At 46.1% G+C, this 19,283-nt stretch carries 19 protein-coding genes and 3 tRNA genes; 9 read left to right on the top strand and 13 right to left on the bottom strand.

All coding sequences use genetic code 11. The features are described 5' to 3' along the window. Positions 1–56: 56 nt before the first annotated feature. From Q1A23_RS12735 to Q1A23_RS12720, 4 genes are all read right to left on the bottom strand, one after another. Positions 57–1,589, bottom strand: coding sequence for a catalase (locus Q1A23_RS12735; RefSeq protein ID WP_299823911.1), 1,533 nt, complete (start codon positions 1,587–1,589; stop codon positions 57–59). Between the two features lie 205 nt (positions 1,590–1,794). Further along, on the bottom strand, positions 1,795–2,079 hold the full coding sequence (locus tag Q1A23_RS12730) for an antibiotic biosynthesis monooxygenase family protein (RefSeq protein WP_299823909.1): 285 nt from the start codon (positions 2,077–2,079) through the stop codon (positions 1,795–1,797). Between the two features lie 78 nt (positions 2,080–2,157). Then, positions 2,158–2,511 carry a hypothetical protein gene (locus Q1A23_RS12725; protein WP_299823907.1) on the bottom strand — a complete coding sequence of 118 codons (354 nt, stop codon included), beginning with the start codon at positions 2,509–2,511 and terminating at the stop codon, positions 2,158–2,160. A gap of 50 nt (positions 2,512–2,561) precedes the next feature. Next, positions 2,562–3,338: an SAM-dependent chlorinase/fluorinase gene (locus Q1A23_RS12720; RefSeq protein ID WP_299823905.1), complete on the bottom strand. Its 777-nt coding sequence runs from the start codon at positions 3,336–3,338 to the stop codon at positions 2,562–2,564. 96 nt (positions 3,339–3,434) lie between these two features. On the opposite strand from Q1A23_RS12720, the gene Q1A23_RS12715 reads away from it, so the two are divergent. The 4 genes from Q1A23_RS12715 (at position 3,435) to thiL (ending at position 8,324) form a co-directional block, all read left to right on the top strand. Continuing rightward, complete coding sequence (locus tag Q1A23_RS12715; RefSeq protein WP_299823903.1) at positions 3,435–4,484, top strand: PhoH family protein; 1,050 nt, start codon at positions 3,435–3,437, stop codon at positions 4,482–4,484. Positions 4,485–4,639: 155 nt separating this feature from the next. Beyond that, positions 4,640–5,068, top strand: coding sequence for a GNAT family N-acetyltransferase (locus Q1A23_RS12710; protein ID WP_299823901.1), 429 nt, complete (start codon positions 4,640–4,642; stop codon positions 5,066–5,068). Further along, on the top strand, positions 5,068–7,179 hold the full coding sequence (locus Q1A23_RS12705) for a ComEC/Rec2 family competence protein (protein ID WP_299823899.1): 2,112 nt from the start codon (positions 5,068–5,070) through the stop codon (positions 7,177–7,179). The genes Q1A23_RS12710 and Q1A23_RS12705 overlap by 1 nt, the downstream gene beginning before the upstream one ends. Positions 7,180–7,298: 119 nt before the next feature. Continuing rightward, the gene (gene thiL / locus Q1A23_RS12700; RefSeq protein WP_299823897.1) at positions 7,299–8,324 is read left to right on the top strand and encodes a thiamine-phosphate kinase; all 1,026 of its coding nucleotides are present in this window, start codon (positions 7,299–7,301) and stop codon (positions 8,322–8,324) included. 139 nt (positions 8,325–8,463) lie between these two features. On the opposite strand, the gene Q1A23_RS12695 is transcribed toward thiL, so the two are convergent. Continuing rightward, positions 8,464–8,832: a hypothetical protein gene (locus Q1A23_RS12695; protein WP_299823895.1), complete on the bottom strand. Its 369-nt coding sequence runs from the start codon at positions 8,830–8,832 to the stop codon at positions 8,464–8,466. A gap of 6 nt (positions 8,833–8,838) precedes the next feature. Beyond that, positions 8,839–10,191, bottom strand: a complete 1,353-nt coding sequence (gene rlmD, locus Q1A23_RS12690; RefSeq protein WP_299824390.1) for a 23S rRNA (uracil(1939)-C(5))-methyltransferase RlmD — start codon at positions 10,189–10,191, stop codon at positions 8,839–8,841. Positions 10,192–10,492: 301 nt separating this feature from the next. Here rlmD and Q1A23_RS12685 point away from each other — a divergent pair, with 301 nt between their 5' ends. Continuing rightward, the gene (locus tag Q1A23_RS12685; RefSeq protein WP_299823894.1) at positions 10,493–11,305 is read left to right on the top strand and encodes an SDR family oxidoreductase; all 813 of its coding nucleotides are present in this window, start codon (positions 10,493–10,495) and stop codon (positions 11,303–11,305) included. Positions 11,306–11,385: 80 nt separating this feature from the next. On the opposite strand, the gene Q1A23_RS12680 is transcribed toward Q1A23_RS12685, so the two are convergent. Continuing rightward, positions 11,386–12,123, bottom strand: coding sequence for an SH3 domain-containing protein (locus Q1A23_RS12680; protein WP_299823893.1), 738 nt, complete (start codon positions 12,121–12,123; stop codon positions 11,386–11,388). Positions 12,124–12,193: 70 nt separating this feature from the next. Between Q1A23_RS12680 and Q1A23_RS12675 the strand changes: the two genes are divergently transcribed. The 3 genes from Q1A23_RS12675 to Q1A23_RS12665 all read left to right on the top strand — a co-directional run bounded on the left by Q1A23_RS12675 (position 12,194) and on the right by Q1A23_RS12665 (position 13,360). Then, positions 12,194–12,266, top strand: a tRNA-Lys gene (locus Q1A23_RS12675). A gap of 138 nt (positions 12,267–12,404) precedes the next feature. Then, a tRNA-Lys gene (locus Q1A23_RS12670) sits at positions 12,405–12,477 on the top strand. A gap of 268 nt (positions 12,478–12,745) precedes the next feature. Beyond that, positions 12,746–13,360, top strand: a complete 615-nt coding sequence (locus tag Q1A23_RS12665) for a DUF4403 family protein (protein WP_299823891.1) — start codon at positions 12,746–12,748, stop codon at positions 13,358–13,360. 68 nt (positions 13,361–13,428) lie between these two features. Here the strand turns inward: Q1A23_RS12665 and Q1A23_RS12660 are convergent, their stop codons facing one another. Next, a complete protein-coding gene (locus Q1A23_RS12660; RefSeq protein WP_299823889.1) occupies positions 13,429–14,790 on the bottom strand; it encodes a hypothetical protein in 1,362 nt (453 codons plus the stop codon). Positions 14,791–14,841: 51 nt separating this feature from the next. Continuing rightward, positions 14,842–15,603 carry an ABC transporter ATP-binding protein gene (locus Q1A23_RS12655; protein WP_299823888.1) on the bottom strand — a complete coding sequence of 254 codons (762 nt, stop codon included), beginning with the start codon at positions 15,601–15,603 and terminating at the stop codon, positions 14,842–14,844. Positions 15,604–15,963: 360 nt separating this feature from the next. Here Q1A23_RS12655 and Q1A23_RS12650 point away from each other — a divergent pair. Next, a tRNA-Leu gene (locus tag Q1A23_RS12650) sits at positions 15,964–16,045 on the top strand. A gap of 155 nt (positions 16,046–16,200) precedes the next feature. Here Q1A23_RS12650 and Q1A23_RS12645 read toward each other — a convergent pair. The 4 genes from Q1A23_RS12645 to Q1A23_RS12630 all read right to left on the bottom strand — a co-directional run bounded on the left by Q1A23_RS12645 (position 16,201) and on the right by Q1A23_RS12630 (position 19,283). Continuing rightward, positions 16,201–17,709, bottom strand: a complete 1,509-nt coding sequence (locus tag Q1A23_RS12645) for an NFACT RNA binding domain-containing protein (protein ID WP_299823887.1) — start codon at positions 17,707–17,709, stop codon at positions 16,201–16,203. A 162-nt stretch (positions 17,710–17,871) separates the two neighbouring features. Further along, the gene (locus Q1A23_RS12640; protein ID WP_299823885.1) at positions 17,872–18,633 is read right to left on the bottom strand and encodes an MBL fold metallo-hydrolase; all 762 of its coding nucleotides are present in this window, start codon (positions 18,631–18,633) and stop codon (positions 17,872–17,874) included. Then, the gene (locus Q1A23_RS12635; protein WP_299823884.1) at positions 18,630–18,905 is read right to left on the bottom strand and encodes a hypothetical protein; all 276 of its coding nucleotides are present in this window, start codon (positions 18,903–18,905) and stop codon (positions 18,630–18,632) included. The genes Q1A23_RS12640 and Q1A23_RS12635 overlap by 4 nt, the downstream gene beginning before the upstream one ends. Further along, on the bottom strand, positions 18,906–19,283 hold the full coding sequence (locus Q1A23_RS12630; RefSeq protein WP_299823882.1) for a response regulator: 378 nt from the start codon (positions 19,281–19,283) through the stop codon (positions 18,906–18,908).

Here is a 19,283-nt window from a genome sequence, read left to right as displayed (position 1 = left end):
TAATACTGAGGGTGGTGATAGCGGACTAGGTATTTTTACCCGGCCCGCTATACTTTTTAGTTTTTGGCTACCAATCCGATGACCTCTGCTTTGTTCAGTTTCAGGGCTTTTATCAGGCGGTTGCCATAGTCGGCATCAGCCTGGTAAAAATAGCTGGCCATTTTGTTCACGATCTCCTTGTTCTGGATCTGGCCCAGGTCGCCGGCCAGGTTGCTGATCAGGTGCTTTTTATCAGCTTCAGAAAGAGAGCGGTACAGCTCGCCGGCCTGCGCAAAGTTGTTCTCCTTAGAGATGATGCGCTGCATGGTTTCAGCATCAATTTTACGAACCGAGTACTCATACTGCTTGTTGTCGGCATACGTGCCTTGCCTGGTCACGCTTGGCTCGTAGTTGATGTTGGAGTTTTTGCCACGGTTGCTGAACGCTCCGTTCTGGTTGTTGCTGTTTACCTCTACCTTCGGGGCGTTTACATCAATGCGCTGGAAGTTTGCGCCCAGGCGGTAGCGCTGCGTATCAAAATAAGAGAACACACGGCCCTGCAGCAATTTGTCTTCAGATGGCTCGATGCCCGGTACAAGAGTGCCCGGCGAGAAAGCTGCCTGCTCTACTGCTTCGAAAAAATTGCCTGGTACGCGGTTCAACGTCATTTTACCGATCTTTATGCTCGAAGCAATGGCCTCAGGCCAGATCTTGGTCGGGTCAAGTGGGTTAAAGTCAAACTTGTCCAGGTCCTCTGGTTTCAGCATCTGCACAGATAACTCCCAACCGGGGAAGTTGCCCTTGTTGATTTGCTCATAAAGATCTGCGGTGGCGTGGGAGTGGTCTTTGCCCTGCATTGCAGATGCTTCTGCAGCTGTCAGGCTTTTTACGCCCTGCAGCGATGTCCACTTATACTTCACGTAAGTTACTTCGCCCTGTTCGTTTACCCATTTAAAGGCATGTACTCCAAAACCATCCATCTGGCGGTGGCTGGCAGGTGTGCCCAGGTTAGTATACAGGTAAGTAAGCATGTTGGTAGCCTCAGGCTGATGCGATAAAAAGTCGAACACACGGGCCTGGTCCTGCTTGTTATAGATAGGAGAGGGTTTAAACGAATGTACCATATCCGGGAATTTCATCGCATCGCGGATAAAGAACACAGGCAGGTTGTTGCCCACCAGGTCGTAATTTCCCTGGTCGGTGTAAAACTTAACGGCAAAACCACGCGGGTCGCGCAGCGTTTCCGGAGAGCCTTGCTCATGCACTACAGTAGAGAAACGCACGAAAAGCGGTGTTTTCTTTCCTTTTGTGTTAAAGAGAGAGGCCATGGTATACTTCGAGAAGTCGCCGTAGCTTTCGAACTCACCGTAGGCTCCAACGCCACGGGCGTGCACTACGCGCTCGGGTATACGTTCTCTGTCAAAAGAGGCTAGTTTCTCGATCAAGTGAACATCTTCCAACAATACCGGACCGTTTTCGCCAGCTGTTTTAGAGCTCTGGTTGTTGCCTACAGGGGCACCTGTGTTGGTGGTTAATGGCTTTTGCTGTGCAAAAGTCACTTGCGCTGATGCCAACAAAGTAACTCCTAATAAAAGTACTTTTTTATACATGTTTGTGATGTGTTTAGATTAATGACATCACAAAATTGACGTAACAGCGCTTATAATTCAAATTGATAATTGCTATTGCATTATAGATGTAAACTATATGTGTGTGCAGTTAATTAAAGGCCAGCAGGTTGCGGGGTTTTGTACTAGAAGCGCGTGGGTAAAACTACTGCAGTACGTGCAGGTGTGCTTGGTTTATACTAGTACTTTATACTTGCCTGTACGACCACGCCTCGGGTTTAGCAGCAAAAAGTGTTTTAGTAGCCGGCCATACTTGCCCGAAAAGTTCTGAGCGGCGGTAGTTGTTCAGGTGCTCTTCGGAGTCCCAGAGGCTGTAGGTGCTGTAAATGTTGGGGTTGTTCAGGTCCTGTAGCAGCTCCACATGGTTACACCCTATAAAAGCCTGTATCCTATCTTTGGAGTTATGGAAGATTTCTAAAAATTCAGCTGTTTTTTCTGGCTGAAAGGTCATCCGGACAATGCGAATCAACATAATTGGAAAAAGTAAAAGTAATTTGCTAAAGCGTAATGGCTCGATACAGGCGGCCTGAAATTGCCATAAAGATAGTGGTTAATGGGATGATTGTTTATCTTTTTTGTAATGCATAAAGGCAACTGCCAGGTACGCTAAGGCGCTGATCCCAAAAACATACTGCAGGTATTGGCGCCCTTCCTGGTAAAAGACAAAGGCAATTATAAACAAAGCAGTTGACTCTATTAATAAGCAAGCTTGCTTTACTGTATGATGGTTTAAATGCACCTTCTTCTCGAGTAAAAGCAGCAGGAGTATAGCCAGCGCCAAGCCGATAAGTGTTATGCCCGAAAGCAGGTGGGCGTGCGTGGTTTTATCTATACCTTTCAGCAATAACACAAAAGCCGTCAGGAGGTGTATAAACAAGGACAGTTTAGCTTTTGAGACCTTCATTTGTTGCTGGCATAAATGATAGAGTATAAATCAAGCCCAAGATATTGCCATCAGCTTCCCGGATAGAAACGCACATCTACCTGCGAGTCGAAGCCCAGGCCAAGCAGCTCGGCGGCGTGGCCTTTGTTAATGCCAATGCAAAGCTGCCCCAGGCTGTTGTAAGTGCAGCAGCAGTCGCCATCATCAACCTGGTTATATGTGGGGTAAATGCGGCCCATCGTTTCACGGGCAAAATGGATCGTATAAGTTCTGCCATGGGCAATTGTTTCGATGCTGTCGCGGGTGATGTTTGTGATCAGGTTGCCGTAACGGTCCACGTGAATTATGTGGCCGGTTATGGAGTGGTCGTTCAGGCGGAGCTGGCGATTAAGCAGTTGCCTGAAATTATAAGTCTGATCACCTAAAACCTCCAGGTCGCCGCCCTTGGCCAGGTAAACGGCAGCGGGAGCAAGCAAGTCTTTAGCCGGGAAAGCCAAGTGAGGGTGTTCGGTTTTTAACTCTACCACCACATCGGGCCTGCCATCGGTTAAAAGCGAGAGCAAACCATTGTCGCAGAGTAAAAAGTAATGGCCTTTATACTTTGCCGCATGATATTTGCCCTGTTTACTGCCATGGGTGTTTACGGCCACCAGGTGCACCGTACCCTCCGGGAAATCCCGGAAAACCGCACCCAGCACATACTCGGCCTGCGCAATGTTGTAAGGCTCGATGCCATGCGAGATGTCCACGATAGTGGCATCAGGGTTTTGGGATATTATTTTAGCCTTTACAGCGGCCACGTAATGGTCGGTGTACCCAAAGTCGGAGAGAAACGTAATTACAGCCATACTACGAACTATAATTTAAGTAGATTTGTATTAATATTAAGTAATTTAAGTAAATTAAAAGAATATAACCAACTTACTATATACGGAGATAAGCATTTGGTAGAGAAAGTAATAACCCTAGAGAATATTTCTCTGATTGATTTTTTGGGAATAGAGAACCAGAACATCAAGCAACTGGCAGCCGCTTTTCCAAGCAGCAAGATTATTTCCAGGGGCAACGAGATCAAAATTCAGGGCCAGACGCCCGAAATCACCAAAATTCACGAGATACTCGCATCTTTAATAGACCATTATCATAAGTTCGGAAAGATTACGCATAACAGCGTAAATAGATACCTTTCTACGGATCCTTTTACCGAAGAAGAAGTAATTGCTACCTCTTCTGATGTGATTGTGTATGGTAGCAAGGGAGGCATTATCAAGGCCAAAACCCCGAACCAGCAGAAACTGGTGGATACTGTAGAGAAGCATGACCTGACCTTTGCGCTTGGTCCGGCTGGTACGGGTAAAACCTATATTTCGGTGGCAATGGCTGTACGAGCCCTCAAGAACAAGGAGGTACGGAAAATTATCATCTCAAGACCTGTGGTAGAGGCCGGCGAAAGTCTTGGTTTCCTGCCCGGCGATATGAAAGAGAAGGTAGACCCTTACCTGCGGCCGATCTACGATGCCCTGGAAGACATGATTCCGGTGGAAAAGCTGAAATATTACCAGGATAACAAGATCATCGAGATAGCACCGCTGGCCTACATGCGTGGCCGTACGCTAAACAACGCTTTTGTGCTGTTGGATGAGGCACAGAACACCACGCCAGCGCAGATGAAGATGTTTTTGACGCGTATGGGACCGAACGCCAAAGTAATGGTGAACGGCGACCGCTCGCAGATAGACTTACCGCGCGGGCAACGTTCGGGCTTGTTTGAAGCCATGAACATACTGCGTGATGTAAAAGGCATCGGATTTGTGGAAATGAAGGCCGAAGACGTAGTGCGCCACCGCCTGGTAAAAGACATCGTAAACGCTTACTCTGTGATGGAGGAACAGAAACGTGCTGCCAGGGAAGCCGCAGAAGCTACTGCTGATGGAGAGCCGGTAAAAGTGAACGGTTACCGAAGAAAGCAGAATACTGAAAAAGCAGAAAGCTGATTTGTTTGATTGCCGGCGCAAGCACTAGCGAGGCCAGGTAATGCATTTAATAACTGTTTCAGGGTACCAATTTGTGCCTGTACAGCATGTGATTTTATACAAAGAGACGCAAAATTTTGCGTCTCTTTGTTTTACTAGTTTTATACTTTTGCCGCATGATAGCGCTTAAGAGAATTGATAACGAACAGGACCTGCAAGCTGCACACAAAATAAGGGAGCAGGTATTTGTGCACGAGCAGAAGGTGCCGCGAGATGCAGAGTATGACCAATATGAAGGTGTGGCCAAACATTACCTGGCTACCTATCATGGTGTGCCCTGTGGCGCTGCCCGATGGCGTAAAACCGATGATGGTGTGAAGTTGGAGCGTTTTGCCGTGCTGCAGGATTACCGTAGCAAGAATATCGGCGGCCTGCTGCTGCAGGCTGTGCTGGAGGATGTGCTTAAAGCTTATCCTGGCACGAAAATATACTTAAATGCCCAGTTGCCGGCTGTTAACTTTTACAAGCGTCACGGCTTCGTAACTGAGGGCGAGATGTTCAGCGAGTGCGACATTGATCACTTTAAAATGATTTACAAAGGCTGATGCTGCGGTGGGCGCCATATCCGTTCGTGCGCGTCACGCTAAGCTTTATAGCGGGAATACTGCTTTATATTATTTTGGGCAGGGAGTTCAGGTTTAGCCTGGAGCTTCTTGCCTTTTTCTTTGCAGCTTTTGTAGCGGCAGCCATACTTTCTAAAAAGTATAAATCTGCTTTTGTTACCAACATTGCCGGCATAGCTGGCCTGCTTAGCTTTTTTGCTGCCGGCCTGTTTACCACCCATTATCACACAGAAACCCATGCTACACAGCATATAACTCATGTAGATGGCACGCCAACACATTATGTAGGTGTGGTAGAGGATTATGTGCTGCAGAAGCCCGGTTACCAGAGCACCGTACTACAGGTAGATCAGGTAAAGGTTGATGGGCAATGGCAGCAGGCAAAAGGTAAAGTGCAGCTATCGGTGCCCCACGATTCGGAGCGGCAATACGAACTTGCCTACGGCGACAGGTTGCTGATAAAAGGTGCGCCCCAGCTTGTAGCAGCTCCGCTAAATCCCGCTCAGTTTAACTATAAGCAGTTTCTGGCTAACAAAAACATCTACCACCAACACTACCTTCATACTTACCAGTACCAAAAATTAGGGAGCTCGCCGGGTTCTGGTGTTTTATACTTTAGCATACAGCTTAGGCGAAAATTAGACAACCTGCTGCAGGTGCGGCTTAACGAGCAGCGGGAGTATGGTATTTCGTCGGCGCTTATACTTGGCGTGAAAGATGAACTGGACAACAGCATCCGGAATGCTTATGCCCAAACCGGAACCATGCACGTGTTAGCTGTGTCGGGGCTGCATGTGGGGCTTATCTTTTCGGTATTGGTACTGTTGCTGGCAAAGTTTAACCGGACTGTTAGTCAACGTGTTGCCGGAGCTATACTTACGCTGGTTATACTTTGGTTATATGCTTTTATAACAGGGCTTTCTCCATCGGTGTTGCGGGCGGTGCTTATGTTTAGTTTGGTTACGGTTGGCATGGCGCTGGGCCGCAATACAAATATTTACAACACGGTGTCCATTGCTGCATTGGTGCTGCTTTTCATTAACCCGTATAACCTGCTGGAGGTAGGCTTTCAGTTATCGTTTATAGCGGTGCTGGGCATTGTTTACCTGCAACCGCGTTTTTATAAGTTGCTGGAGGTAAATAACTGGCTGCTGGATAAAGTATGGGCTTTGTTTACCGTTGCCATCGCGGCGCAACTGGCTACAATGCCTTTGGGCCTTTTCTACTTTCACCAGTTCCCGGTATACTTCTGGCTGGCTAACCTGGTGGTGGTGCCGCTGGCCACATTTGTGCTATGGTCGGGGGTGGCGGCGCTTGCCTTTAGCTGGGTGCCGGGTTTAAGTTGGCTGCTCTTCAAGGTACACTTCGTGATCATCTGGTGCATGAATGAGTTTAACCTGTGGGTGCAGCAGTTGCCACAGTCCATCATCAACGGCATCGACATTACGTTTTTTCAAACCATACTTTTATACTTGCTGCTGCTGGCTTTTATACTTTTTATGGCATTTAAAAAGCTCCGGTATCTAAGTATAGCAACCGGTATTGTGGCCATACTTTCGGCGCAGGAAATAAGGGAAGCGGTGCAGCAGCAAAACCAGAAGATACAGGCGGTGTATAGTTTGCGGGGTAGTACCGGGCTTGCCCTTTTTAAAGGACAAAGCGCACGGCTGATAGCGGATTCTGCCTTGTTACAAAACCAAAGCAATTATACTTTTAACGTGCAGCCGCATCTGTGGCAACTCGGTGTGCAGGAGCCTCAGTTTGTATCGCTGGAGCAAAGTATAAATTCAGGTATTGCTTCAGAGGTTTTACCAGATAGTAACCAGTTATTACTGGCAAACGGTAATCGCTGGCTTATACTTTCGCGTGTGCCTGCGGTGCAGCCTAGGGGTAATTTTACTGTAAACTATATATTGCTGCGGCGTAACGTGCGGGTAAGGCCAGAAGTTTTACATGTTTACACTTTTGATAAAGTTATACTTGATGGCTCCAGCAGCGCCTGGTATCGGGAGCGCATGCGGCAAGAGTTAGACACTTTGGGTATCGCGTATCATGATGTAATGGAGGCAGGGGCATTTGTGGTGAATGAGTAATGCAAACGTGAATTTAATACCACAACCAGGCTCTGCAGCCAACAGCACAAACACAACGTTGCCACTTTAGCACAAACAAACGCTTTTCCTTACCTTTGCATCTTCAAAGAGAGAAAACTATGAGTGAATTTACCCCATTAAGCGAAGTAGGTGAATTTGGCCTGATCAGGCTGATAAACGAAAAGATCGAGATTCAGAACCCATCTACTGTAAAAGGAATCGGCGATGATGCAGCTGTATTGGAGCCTGGAGAAAAGCAGATTGTAGTATCTAGTGATATGCTGTTAGAAGGCGTTCACTTTGACCTTACCTTTTGCCCCCTGAAGCATGTGGGGTATAAAGCGGTAGCTGTTAATGTGTCTGATATCGCGGCGATGAATGCTAAGCCTACTCAGATAACAGTAAACATCGCACTTGGTGCACGCTATACGGTAGAGGCTGTCGAGGAATTGTATGAGGGCATCCGGCTGGCCTGTGATAACTATAAAGTAGACCTGGTTGGCGGCGATACCACATCATCTCATGCAGGTTTGGTGATAAGTATAACAGCCATAGGAGAGGTGGCTAAAGGCGAAGCTGTGCTGCGTAATGGCGCTAAAGTAAACGACCTTATTTGTGTTACCGGTGACTTGGGTGCCGCTTACATGGGCCTGCAGATTCTGGAGCGCGAAAAGCAAGCGTTTATGGCAAACCCTGAAATGCAGCCGGAGCTTGAAGGCAAGCAGTACATTGTAGGTCGCCAGTTAAGGCCGGAGGCACGTATGGATGTTGTTTACGACCTGAAGGAGCGTGGCATCAAACCTACTTCAATGATCGATGTGTCGGATGGACTGGCTTCGGAGCTTTTCCATATCTGCAAGCAATCGGGTGTGGGCGCTACTGTTTACAAAGACAACCTGCCAGCTGATGAACAAATGCTGCAGACGGCACTTGAGTTTAATATCGACCCGCTTACCTGTATCATGAACGGTGGCGAAGATTACGAGTTATTGTTTACGGTGCCACTGGCAGACCACGAAAAACTGAAAAACCACCCTGACATAAGCATTATAGGCGTGATAACCGAGGAGAGCGCAGGTATAAACCTGGCTACAAAACATGGTAACTCTTACCCGCTTCAAGCGCAGGGCTGGAGCCATTTTTAGATCTCCTGACAAAGGCTATTTTGATGATAAACAAAGGATGATTTTATACTTTAATGAAGTATAAAAAGAGAAGAGGCAGCTATTTCAGCTGCCTCTTCTCTTTTAAACCTATAGTTTTTTGTCCTTTGTCAAGCAAAAATCAATCTTCCGGGAATGGTATGAACACGAAGTTCTGGAATTCGCCGTCTACCACAAAAAGGCAGCAGAACTCATCAGCGTCTTTGTAAGCAGCTTTAAACTCCTCCACCTTGTCCGGCATTACCAGCTGGCGCTGCACAAAGTCCTCTAAATAAGACGCGTTAATATGCCAGTCCAGCGCAACCTCTTCTTTGGCCAGGAAAATTGAGCCAACCGGTACCTGTGTGCGGCTGAAAACAAAAATCGGGTAATCTGATATTTTACGCTTACGCACCTGGTAAGACGCTTCTTTCAAAGTCTCGGCTACTACCACAAAATCTTTGGAAATAGTGCCGAGGTATTTGCCGTTTAATTCCGGATCGTTTTCCATAATGGTTTATCTAGCTGTTAACAGTACTATATTTTCTACGTGATGCGTCTGCGGGAACATATCTACTGGCTGTACGCGGGCTACGTCATACTTTTCAGACAGCAGTTCCAGGTCACGGGCCTGAGTGGCCGGGTTGCAGCTTACATACACAATGCGGTTCGGGTGCACCTGCAGCAGCTTTTCTACCACATCCTGGTGCATGCCTGCGCGCGGAGGGTCCGTAATAACCACATCTGGCCTGCCGTGTCGCTCAATCAACTCATCCGAAAGTATATCCTTCATATCACCAGCATAAAAGGTAGTATTAGTGATGTTGTTTATGTGTGAGTTGACTTTTGCATCCTCGATAGCACTAGGCACATACTCAATGCCGATAACTTCACGGGCCTGCTTTGCAACAAAATTGGCGATGGTGCCAGCTCCGGTATATAGGTCGTATACCAGCTCATTTCCAGTTAAGGCAGCCAGCTCGCGGGTTAGCCTGTAAAGTTCGTAAGCCTGGTCTGCATTGGTCTGGTAGAATGATTTTGGACCGACACGGAATTTGATGCCCTCCATTTCCTCGTGTATGTAGGGTAAGCCCTTGTAGCAAACTACTTCCAGATCGTGGTAAGTTTCGTTGCCTTTCGGGTTTACCACATATTGCAGCGATGTGATTTCCGGGAACGTTACCTCCAGGTGCGCCATTAGCTTTGGCATTGCCTCCTGGTCTTCATACTTCACCTGCACAATCACCATCAACTCGCCGGTGTTGGCTGTGCGGATGATCAGGTTGCGCAGCCAGCCTTCCTGCTTCACTACATCATAGAATGGCAGGTTGTGTTCTTTGGCAAAGTTTCTTACTTCTAAACGGATTGCGTTAGACGGATCGGGCTGCAAATAGCAATGCCTGATGTCAAGTATTTTATCAAAGCGGCCTGGAATATGGAAGCCTAATGCGTTGCGGTCAAACTCCTCGCCGGACTGAATCTGCTCATTGGTAAGCCAGCCGTTGTTAGAGAAAGTATACTCCAGCTTGTTTCGATAGTATCGGGTTTTGGCAGAGCCAAGTATAGGGTCAAATTTAGGTAAAGCCACCTTGCCAATACGCTCGAGGTTGTCTTTTACCTGCTTTTGCTTGTACTGCAGTTGTGTATCGTAGCTGATGTGCTGCCACTTGCAACCGCCGCATACACCAAAATGCTCGCAAAAGGGCTCTACGCGTAAATCAGAAAACTCCCTGAAGGCTACAGGTACAGCTTCCATAAAGCTTTTCTTTTTGCGGGTAACGCGCAGGTCAACTACGTCGCCGGGTGCTACGCCGCCCACAAAAATAACCATGTTGTCGTGGCGTGCCAGGCATTTGCCCTCGGCCACCATGTCCTCGATTCTTATATTCTCGAGTATCGGTAATTTCTTTTTATGCTTATTTCTCACGATGGTGCAAAAGTACAAAAATATGAGCAGATAGAACGCAGATTATAGAAGTTCGAAGCGGAAGTATAAGTTCCAACACGTTTTTCATGGCGGTTGAGGGTAGGAGACCACGATAAGCTGGTAAACAGAAGCGTCTCATAACTCTGAAATATTCCAGATTTCTCAATGCTTTAGAAATGACAGTCAGCACAATTAGCAATAACTTTTATCTTTGCAATTGCACAAACATCAGAACAAAGTATAAATGAAAGATAAGGTTGTTTTAATTACAGGCGGAACATCAGGTATAGGTAAAGCGTTGGCATTTGCCTTTGGAAGGGAAGGGGCCAAGGTTGCATTTTCGGGCCGCAAGCAGGTTGGTTTAGACGAAACGGCCGCAGAACTGGCAGCAGCTGGCATAGATAACCTGCCTGTACAGGCTGATGTAAGTATAGAGGCTGACTGTGAACGCATGGTGCAGGAAACCGTGAACAAGTATGGCCGCCTGGATATCCTTATCAATAACGCCGGTATTTCGATGCGTGCTTTATTTGAAGACCTTAACCTGGATGTGCTGCGGCAAGTGATGGACATAAACTTTTGGGGTACCGTTTACAGCACAAAATACGCGCTGCCATACATAAAAACAGTAAAGGGCTCTGTTATTGGTATTTCTTCTATTGCCGGTTATAGAGGTTTGCCTGCCCGCACAGGTTACTCTGCTTCTAAATTTGCCATGCACGGTTTTCTGGAAACCTTGCGTACCGAGTTGTTATACTCTGGCGTACACGTGTTATTAGCCTGCCCTGGTTTTACAGCATCCAACATACGAAACTCAGCTCTGGCTGCCGATGGCCAGCAACAAGGCGAAACACCGCGAGCAGAAGAGAAAATGATGAGTGCTGAAGAGGTGGCTGACAGAATATTGATCGCAACTAAGAAACGCAAACGCGACTTGGTAATGACCACACAGGGAAAACTAGCTGTATGGGTTAACAAGTTGTTCCCGAGCCTTGCCGATAAGCTGGTTTACAATGTAATGGCCAAAGAGAAAGATTCTCCACTTAGTAAAAAGTAGCTTCCCGAGAAAAGACTGTTTGACAAAGGGCAAAGGAGTAAGGTAAAACAAACTTAATCTTTTGTCCTTTGTCAGGGTAACTACGGCAGCTCCAGCAGGTTGTTTTTGCGGATATAGGCTTTGGATCCCTTCCACCTTATTTCATACCAGATGTCCTGCTCGCCTGTAATAGGCACCTTGTGGCCCTGTGAAGCTGTAGCCAACCAGGATGCACCCGCCGACGGGGCCGACATAATGGCTACATGGTTATTTTTGATAATACCAGCATCGCCCAGGCTAAGGAAGTTGATGTAATAAAGTATAAACAGCAGGTACAGCGTAAAACCAATCTTAAATGGGCGTGTAAAGCGATGCCCCCTACGCCAGCTAAAAAACATGACTGTAACAGTAACCACAGCAGCAAGCAGCATTACCTCCAGTATGCGCATGTAATGCTTGTTAAACTGCGTTTTAAAAAACTGCAGGTCGTTGTACTCATAACCCTGCAAGCGGTGAGCCTGCGCCAGCTCTTCCATCTTTCTAAGCGTAGATCGGCTGGGCTCCTTGGTGTAGAACATGTGCAGGTAATACATGGCACCGGTATAATCGCGCAGCCCTTCTTTTATATAAGCCATTTTTAACAGCATTTGTGGCGAGTAAGCCTGCTGATTTTGCAGCACATGCTCGTATAAACCTTGTGCCTCGGAGTAATGCTGCTTCAGGAACAAAGAATCTGCTTTAAGAAGGGTAGAATTATCTGCCTGAGAATAAGCTGGTTTAGAGAAAAGCGTTAAAAAAAGTAATATAAACGCCGATATTTTGAACCAAAGATTTTGCATTTAAACAGATGGTTGTTACTTTTGCATCGCAATTCAGGGAAACGACCTTGAGAATGCAAGTTAGTAAAAAGATTCTGTAGCTCAGCTGGTAGAGCAATACACTTTTAATGTATGGGTCCTGGGTTCGAATCCCAGCGGGATCACTATAGAAGTAAAAGCCTTTTCAAACGGAAAGGCTTTTACTTCTAACTTTTACAAAACTTGGCAATATCTGAAAATTTATTTTGCAGTTTAAAATAAAACTTCTAATTTTGCCCTCCCAAACAACGGGAAACAGTACCGATTCTGTAGCTCAGCTGGTAGAGCAATACACTTTTAATGTATGGGTCCTGGGTTCGAATCCCAGCGGGATCACAAATAAGAAAGCCACTCCGAAACGGGTGGCTTTTTTTATTGCCCTTGTTACAAAATATATTCCGCTTACCGTTAATGTCAATGCTTTTAAGGCTATAAATAAGAATAACATTACCCAAATACAAGCATTACAGAGCTTAATTAAGCGGAATAAGGCTTATGTTACCATGCTTTTGATAGCTTTTTGCTATTTTTAAGTATTAAAACTTTTAGCAAGCAGCCGGCAACCGCTTCTTTCACTAAACCAGTTTGCCATCACACCTAATCTATGGAGAACGCAATCAGTATCCGAATACCGATCTCAGTAACTTATCCAGCAATTGAAGAAGTGCTGAAGAAACGGGTAGTCGGAGAGTACATTCCCAAGCCAGAAGAAGGTATTGACGCGCCACCTTACGCCCATATTTTGGATGCTGGAATTGCAAAGAGCAGCACCGGTGCAAATGATATTATTCTTGCAGTTAAAATTCGGATACTGCGCACCATGCTGAAGCGCGACAAAGTAGATTTGTATGTGCAGGCAACACTTGACTATGATGCGGCTACTGAGCAGTTGTTTGTACAGAAATTTAAACTTGAGTCAAGAACCTCCAGCGGTTTTTATAACACGGCCCTGGAAGTGCTGGCAAATAAAGTAGCCTATAACCAGATTTTAAAGAAGACCAGATTCAACCTAAAGGATATCATCTCGAATGAGTTGGAGAAGGCTAATGGCATGCTGCATAAAGGGCTGCAGGTAAAAGGTGTAATGCTTACAGGGAGCGTGGAAACAGTTCGTGTACAGGAATTTGCTTTTCAGCCAAGTTGTGTGGCGCTTATGCTTGAAATGCAGGGAAATTTGGAGGCTGATGTTTTAGACCTGCTTAGCCTTCTGGCGGAGTAGTAGTGCCCGTTATTTTCTTGTAGAAAGTATAAGCCCCGGCAATATAAAGTTGCCGGGGCTTATACTTTCTAGGCTTCTGCTTTAAAAAGCGTTTCAAAGAGCTTATACTTATACGTAGCGTATTCTCTCATAACAGCTGCCAGGGCAAAGAACATTACGCCTATCAGCACCGGGTAAATTAAGTACAACACCGGGTGCAGCAGGGGCAGGAACAGCATGGCATAAAGCGCCATCCCCAGGAAGTTGTAGAAGTATGACGACTTTGCCTCAAAGCTAAACAGGCCGCCTTTGATAGCCTTTGGGCTTATAATTGAAACAATAATGCCAAAGGGGGTAAGCAGCAGTACAGAACCTATGTACAACGAAAAGATGAACAGCGCATTGTCGTGGTTAAAGAGCGTAACATACAAGCATGTGAGTGCAGCATCCATCATCAGCGGCACGCGCAAAGGCATCAAACTCGCCTTCAGGAAATCAACATAACTGCCGCTACTGCGTTCGATCGAAAGCCACAGATTTTTGTAAAAGCCCCACGAATTGTTAAACACATAGCTGTAGATAATCATAGGGCCTACAAAGATCCACATAACCACATTCTTATCGAAGATGTGTGTACCTGTCTTGTAAGCAGAAAATGCATCTACGGCTAGGAAAAAGCCTTTAAACACTAATCCAAAAAGAATCATCTGCTTGGCTAGCTTGTGGTTTTTGAATAACCTCCAGCCAAGGCTGCGGCGGGCGTTTGTGCTGTAGGTTACCTCGCGCCGTTTAGGCTCGGCAGCGGCCTGCTCCACAAAAAAATTAGCAGCTATCAGAAAGCCTAAGCTTGCTATGTGCACAATCAGGTATAACCATTCTTCAGAGGCTGTAAACATAGGCACTCGTGCCTGCAAAGCCACAAAGCCACCGGCCAGTACGGCAGCGGAGATAAAGTTTATGTGCAGCCAGCGCATGCGCCTTTCTACAAACACCTGCAGCGAGCGCAGCGTTACGTGCGCTGTAAACAGCACGAGCACACTTTGCAGCAAATGCAGCAATGTATACTCCGGCGACATCAGGAACAGCAGCACCAGGAAGTTTAGAAGTATAAAGTAAAATGGTGACACCAGCTCTACCACAAACTCCGTCCAGAATTTTTGCAGCGCCCTTACCGGGTAAATGCGCTGTATAACCTGCGCCTTAGGTATGTATGCCGGAAAAAAACCTCTAAGTATGATAATAGCTAAAAGAGAAAGATTGGTATATTGTAGCACCTGCTGCACTCCCGGGTTTACGCCACCCTGATCCGCTTTGGCCAGCAAAAAGGAAAAAAGCCAGGCATATAAAGCAGACCCTATAATGCCCAAAGATAATAGCAGCACACGCTGTAGCTTCTTCTGCCTGAAAAAGCTGGCAAAGCGGGCACGGCATGAAAACAAGATCAAATCCATGTATAAATTCTTTTAATGCTTAAGTTGATTTCAGGAGCCGGGTCGCTGCTATCAGGTAAGCATCCAGTCGATGTTTGTTTCTGTGGTGGTGTGGTGCGGCAACAGCAATTGGAACAGCGCCTGGTCGATCAGGTTTTCGCCGTTCATGGTAAACTCCTGCACAGAGCCGTTATACATCAACTGCCCGTCGTTGAGCACACCAATATGGGTGGCTACTTTCTCCACGTAGTTCAGGTCATGCGATGAGATTAGCACTACCCTGTTCGGGGTGCTGTAATTACGTATCAGGTTTACCAGCAGCTGCGCAGCAATCGGATCTAAGCCGGTAAAAGGCTCATCTAGCACAAGTATACTTGGTTTATGAAGTATGGCAGCTGCTATGCCCACCTTCTTTTTCATGCCTGTAGAGTATCCTGCAATGTTCTTATGCAGCGATTCTCTGTCGGTAAAAAAATAATTGGTAAGGCTGGTAATACGCTCTTCGGCTTCTTCCTTTGAGAGCTTGTACAGCTTGGCAACAAAATTCAGGTACTCCAAACCCGTAAATTCTTCAATAAGCGGATTATCCTCGCAAAGTGCACCAAGGTTCTGTTTTACCTCGATCGGGTTTTTATGGTAATCCTGTTCAAATAAGGATATAGTGCCGCTATCCGGCTGAATGAGATCAAGAATGCAGTTAAGAAAGGTGCTTTTACCAACTCCGTTCTTTCCTAAAAGGCAGTAGCATTGCCCTTTCTCTATGGTGATGTTCAGGTCCTGGAGTACCTGCTTTTTCCCAAACGCTTTTGTTAGTCCGTTGATCTCTATGCTCATATACCTTTGATGCTAAAGTGCCAATGCCCTAATTATTAAACAGTTACTTTTTAATAAAGTTAAAGGGTAGCTACAAAACGTCCTAATTATTGCTATATAAAAGCTGCTTGTTGTTTTTAAACTTGCGCCGCAATAACTAAGAATACAATGTTGCTAGTCTTCTGAACAAGCGGTAGCCCAAATATGGTTTCTGAAATACAGAATTAAATCATATTATTTTCTGAGGAAGGTGCAAAGCAACCTAAAGGTGCTGAAAGGGCTTTTTAAAAAGATAAAATAAGAAAACTTACTTTAAAGCTATTGTAGCGTAATGTTGCATATATCGGAACGGCTATTTACTTTTGTATCCACATTTTACCTGCGCACGTGGTGAAACTGGTAGACACGCCATCTTGAGGGGGTGGTGCCTTCGGGTGTGGGAGTTCGAATCTCCCCGTGCGCACTCAACCTTCCTGCTTTATACTTTGCCATTTTACAGGCAGAGAATTCACACATCACTTATCCGGAAAATATACAAAAGTAAAGGTTTATACTTTGTAATGCATTGATATGTAGTCGTATAGCAATTTTTCGGGTTGTTGCAGTACGGAAATTGTTTTACCGGTTTTTCTCGAATGGATTATCCGGCTTTACAAGTATAACTTTCTCGCGCTCTACTACCACAGCCCCTGGAGCCGCGCCTTTGGGTTTTCTTACCCATTTTTTTGGAGTATAAAGTACAGGACAAAGCGAGTCGGCTTTGCGCTTGCTGTAATAGGCTGCTAGTTGTGCTGCTTTTTCGAGCACGGAAGTAGGTATGGTTTTGCCAGCCTGGTGTTTGATGATAACATGAGATCCAGAAACATCTTTTGCGTGCAGCCAGAGATCTTCTTTGTAGCTGTGGCGCTGTGTAAGCTCGTCGTTATTTTTGGCGCTTTTGCCTACTAAAATTTTAAAGCCCTCTGTCTCAAATAAACGGAAAGGTGCTTCCTGCTGTGCCTGCTGCTTAGTCGTCAGCAGCGATGTGTACGTTTTAAGGTATAGCTTAAGCTTCTTGTAGTCGTCGGCTTCTGAAAGCGCTTGCAGGGCATCCTCAAGTATGATTACTTCTTCCAGTTTACGTTCTACCTTTTCCTCCAGCTGCTTTACCTCCACGTGCTGGTTTTTAGCTTTCCTGTATAGCCGCTCCGCAAATTTCTGTGGTGTTTCGTTCTGCTTTAGCTTGTAAGTACGGGTTTGGTCGGTGTAAAAATCATACAGCTCTACTTCGGTGGCCCGCGGCGGAATATTTGTAAGATTGGCCATCAGCACGTCGGCTGTCTGGGAGTAGGAGCGGTCGTGCTTTAGTTGGTGCAGCTTTGCCTCCGACTGCTCCAGCACCGTTTGGGTTACATGCAACTTGCGCTCCAGTTGCTGTTTTGCCTGCGTGTACTGCCGCTCATAGCCTGTTTCGGACAAGTATAAACGAGTGTAGGCATTTAGCGCTTCCAATGGCTCGGTATAAGTATAAACTACCTCACCTAATGGCAGCAGCGAAAGCCGCAGTTTATCGTTCAGGCGAATTATATAATAAATGTCCGGGCTTTCCAGCATCTCCAGCATACTTTGTACCAGCTCCCATTTCTGTTCAAGGGTTTGCTCCTCGTACTGTTGCTGTGCTAAGTATAAAGCGGGTAAGTCTCCGAAGGTCGGATATACTTTCCTGAGGTCGCCGTGGTGCATAGCGAAAGCTTCATAGTTCTGTCGCAGGGGGCGGTGCATGTGCAATGGGGCCAGGTCCGCATCAGCGCCAAGCTTTTTTCTGAATAACTCGACCGGGGCTTCGTGCTGATAAAGTATAATGTTGGAACGGTTGCCGAATAGCTTGAACAGAAGTATGAAATCAGCTGTAAGCTTTAAATAAAAGCTGCGTTCGTTCTGGTGCTGTACAACCTCCTGTACTGTTTGCCCCTGCATCGGCTGCAGCAACTCCATGGTGTTGGCACGTGCTCTTTTAAAATCAGAGGGAAAAGATAAGGCCGAGAATTGCGGAGATAACAGGGCCCTGATATAAAACTCCTCCTGCTCACCGGCAAACCCAAGTATAAGCTCACTTTTATTTTGAGTAAAAGCTGTTACGGCTTTCATACCTATTAATTTGTGGCCAAGGGCTGTAGTTAGTTGGCGTAAAAAATAGTAGTTATGATGCATGGCTGGGGTGGTGATAGTCGCTTGTTAAAATGAGAAAGGGCAGTATAATCAAATTCGATCAGGCTTTTATTGCTTCTCGAAACGACGCTTGGAGAATAATTATACTTCGACCTGAAGGCCATCGTACGCTAAGCGTATAAAGTCAGGCAGTTGGGGTTCCACTTCGCGGTGCTGGCCCAGCAAATGACTGATGTGTGTCAGGTAAGCCTTCTCGGGTTGCAGTTCTTCAAGTAGGTCTACAGCCTCTTGCAACGAAAAATGAGAAATATGAGGCTCTTTACGCAAGGCATTTAACACTATAACTTTAGAGCCTTTTATCTTTTCCTTCTCCTCCTGGGATATTTGATTGGCATCTGTGATATAAGTAAAGTCGCCAATGCGATAGCCAAATACGGGTAATTTGTAGTGTAATACCCGTATAGGAATGAAGGGTACACCTACTACCTCAAATGACTCGTTATAGACGCTGTGCAATTCTACCTGTGGAATGCCGGGGTACTTATAGTCCGCGAAAATATAAGCAAACTCTCTTTGGAGCTGCTCCAGTACGCGTGGTTCGCCGAAAAGGGGAATGTCTTTGTTCTGGGAAAAGTTGTAGGCGCGTATATCATCCAGGCCGGCCGTATGGTCTTTGTGCTCATGGGTAAACACCAGCGCATCCAGTTTTTTAATGCGCTCGCGCAGCACCTGTTGCCTAAAGTCAGGTCCTGCGTCTATGATAATACTTTTATCGTCTACTTGTAGGTGCACCGACACGCGCAGGCGTTTATCGCGGTAATCTACAGAGCGGCACACCTCGCAATTGCACCCAATTACTGGTACGCCTTGCGAGGTGCCCGTGCCTAAAAATGTTACTTTCAATTGGCGTTCTCCTGATTTCGGATGTCAAGATAGAGTTGCCGGTTTTTTTCACTTAGCCGGCTTTCGTCGACTGTAATCGTACGGAGGATATCATAGAGGCAGTTAATCTTGCCCTCCAGGCTGAAATACTTGTTTACTACAGCCACTTTCATATCCTTCAGCACACAGTAACCGGCTTTAAAGTTGCCCTTTTCGTAGCGCAGCACAAAATCCGACTCTGCAAAAATATCCTCCAGTTTGTTTAAGAATGGCCGCGTGTACTTAAGCTCCATTTACTCCGCCGTATACTTTTTAACGGTTATCACTAGGGCGTCAAAGTCAAGTGGCTTTGGAAGGTAATCGTTAATGCCAGCCTCCTTAAAGTCTTCCATAGAGTAGTTGTTGGCGTTACCGGTTACAGCTATAATCGGAATTTTAGCGATTTGCTTGTCCTGGTGCGCACGTATTTCGCGGGTACAGTCCATCCCGTTTTTCACAGGGATGTTCAGGTCCATCAAAATAGCGTCTATCTTGTTACTCTCTACTTGCTTTATTACTTCCCCGCCGTTTTTAGCAGTCAGTATTTTGTAATTCTGAAGCTCAAGTATCTTTTTCGTCAGGTTCAGGATAACAGAGCTGTCCTCTGCGATCAGGATAGTTTTATCTGCCAT

The organism is uncultured Pontibacter sp., assembly GCF_947492645.1.
In the GTDB taxonomy this organism is placed as follows: domain Bacteria; phylum Bacteroidota; class Bacteroidia; order Cytophagales; family Hymenobacteraceae; genus Pontibacter.
The sequence above is the reverse complement of the archived record's forward strand: the minus strand, read 5'-3'. Positions and strand labels throughout refer to the sequence as shown.

Coding starts and splice junctions, on each gene's coding strand:
- Q1A23_RS12630 (WP_299823882.1), bottom strand. CDS start 19,283: ATGGCAGATAAAACTATCCTGATCGCAGAGGACAGCTCTGTTATCCTG.
- Q1A23_RS12685 (WP_299823894.1), top strand. CDS start 10,493: ATGAAAGATAAGGTTGTTTTAATTACAGGCGGAACATCAGGTATAGGT.
- Q1A23_RS12720 (WP_299823905.1), bottom strand. CDS start 3,338: ATGGCTGTAATTACGTTTCTCTCCGACTTTGGGTACACCGACCATTAC.
- Q1A23_RS12735 (WP_299823911.1), bottom strand. CDS start 1,589: ATGTATAAAAAAGTACTTTTATTAGGAGTTACTTTGTTGGCATCAGCG.
- Q1A23_RS12705 (WP_299823899.1), top strand. CDS start 5,068: ATGCTGCGGTGGGCGCCATATCCGTTCGTGCGCGTCACGCTAAGCTTT.
- Q1A23_RS12655 (WP_299823888.1), bottom strand. CDS start 15,603: ATGAGCATAGAGATCAACGGACTAACAAAAGCGTTTGGGAAAAAGCAG.
- Q1A23_RS12710 (WP_299823901.1), top strand. CDS start 4,640: ATGATAGCGCTTAAGAGAATTGATAACGAACAGGACCTGCAAGCTGCA.
- rlmD (WP_299824390.1), bottom strand. CDS start 10,191: ATGGTGGCCGAGGGCAAATGCCTGGCACGCCACGACAACATGGTTATT.
- Q1A23_RS12635 (WP_299823884.1), bottom strand. CDS start 18,905: ATGGAGCTTAAGTACACGCGGCCATTCTTAAACAAACTGGAGGATATT.
- Q1A23_RS12680 (WP_299823893.1), bottom strand. CDS start 12,123: ATGCAAAATCTTTGGTTCAAAATATCGGCGTTTATATTACTTTTTTTA.
- Q1A23_RS12730 (WP_299823909.1), bottom strand. CDS start 2,079: ATGTTGATTCGCATTGTCCGGATGACCTTTCAGCCAGAAAAAACAGCT.
- Q1A23_RS12645 (WP_299823887.1), bottom strand. CDS start 17,709: ATGAAAGCCGTAACAGCTTTTACTCAAAATAAAAGTGAGCTTATACTT.
- Q1A23_RS12695 (WP_299823895.1), bottom strand. CDS start 8,832: ATGGAAAACGATCCGGAATTAAACGGCAAATACCTCGGCACTATTTCC.
- Q1A23_RS12725 (WP_299823907.1), bottom strand. CDS start 2,511: ATGAAGGTCTCAAAAGCTAAACTGTCCTTGTTTATACACCTCCTGACG.
- thiL (WP_299823897.1), top strand. CDS start 7,299: ATGAGTGAATTTACCCCATTAAGCGAAGTAGGTGAATTTGGCCTGATC.
- Q1A23_RS12660 (WP_299823889.1), bottom strand. CDS start 14,790: ATGGATTTGATCTTGTTTTCATGCCGTGCCCGCTTTGCCAGCTTTTTC.
- Q1A23_RS12665 (WP_299823891.1), top strand. CDS start 12,746: ATGGAGAACGCAATCAGTATCCGAATACCGATCTCAGTAACTTATCCA.